At 62.3% G+C, this 1,040-nt stretch carries 2 protein-coding genes; both read right to left on the reverse strand.

Going from position 1 to position 1,040, the window contains the following annotated elements; all coding sequences use genetic code 11:
* Positions 1-137: 137 nt before the first annotated feature.
* Positions 138-854 (reverse strand): SIMPL domain-containing protein, encoded by a 717-nt coding sequence (locus GY937_13335; GenBank protein ID MCP5057689.1) that lies wholly within the window; start codon positions 852-854, stop codon positions 138-140.
* 55 nt (positions 855-909) lie between these two features.
* Positions 910-1,040: hypothetical protein (locus GY937_13340; GenBank protein ID MCP5057690.1), on the reverse strand; the 131-nt coding region annotated here is incomplete at its 5' end.

Genomic DNA, 1,040 nt, shown 5'->3' on the forward strand with positions numbered 1-1,040 from the left:
AAGGTGACAGTCTGTGCGGTAGTATCCGGCTTCATGAAGGGGCCCTTGTTGAGGGGAAACGCGTGTCGCAACACGTTTCTACCGCAACTGGGGCCTTCTTCAATTCAGGAACGCGACTTCTTCATGAATTATTCGGGCTAGTGGACAAGCTGAATCGTTCCTGTTGCCGAGCCGTTCACAATGCTGGTGCCGCCTTTGAGGGTGGGAGCACGCACACCGCCGTCGCTGAAGCTATTCGTGCCCAATCGGCCGTGGCGCGCAGCATCGGCGGGGTCCGTCACGCTGGCGCCTACGCGCAGTTGGACGATCTCGTAGCCAGCGAAGCCCAGGGTCGCGCGAATCGAATCCGCCTGCACGCGAAACGCCTTCAGGGCGGCCTCGGTCATCTGCTTCACCGCCTCTTCTCTTTGCTCGAGCGAGGGGGAGTATCCGACGGATTGCACCCGGAGCCGTGATTGCAGGATGGCGAGAAGCCCGGTCAAGGCTCCCGAGTCTGAACTCGTCACCAGTACCTGCTGGGTAACCCCGAATTCCTTGGGCTGATCCCGTGGAGCCCGCTCCCAGGTCTGGTAGTTCGCCGTGCGCGCGCTTACGCCATCGAAGGCTGCGGCCTGCTCAAAGGTCCAATCTGCCAGGCGATTGGCCTCGTCAGCGGCGATCGCGAACTCGGTGGCCGACGCCTGGACGGTGAGTAGCGCGGTCATCAGATCGTTCTGGACGGTCGTCTGGGCCCCGGCGCTCAGCATGACCCGATCGCGCATCTCGAGCGGCGGATGCTCGTTCCACTGCGCGATCCCCGGGTTCGCCCAGCCCGCCAGGAGCAACACCAACGCGACGCTCTGCATCTGTCTCATGTTCATGGGATCGGCCGACCCCTAGCCCGGGTTGAGTACCGTTCCCCCGAGGGTTTCATGTCCACGCCATCTTCCCATTCATCCGTTTGAGGTTCGTAGCCAAACACACGAGGTCCCACTCCCCGGTCACCTTCGTGAATCCTCGCAGGCTGAACCGGTCGAAGCCCAGCACTGACTTGATCCACC

The organism is bacterium (assembly GCA_024228115.1).
Classification (GTDB): Bacteria; Myxococcota_A; UBA9160; order UBA9160; family UBA6930.

Bases quoted from the DNA above. Each gene is read 5' to 3' on its own strand.
- GY937_13335 (MCP5057689.1), bottom strand. From the start codon at position 854: ATGAGACAGATGCAGAGCGTCGCGTTGGTGTTGCTCCTGGCGGGCTGG.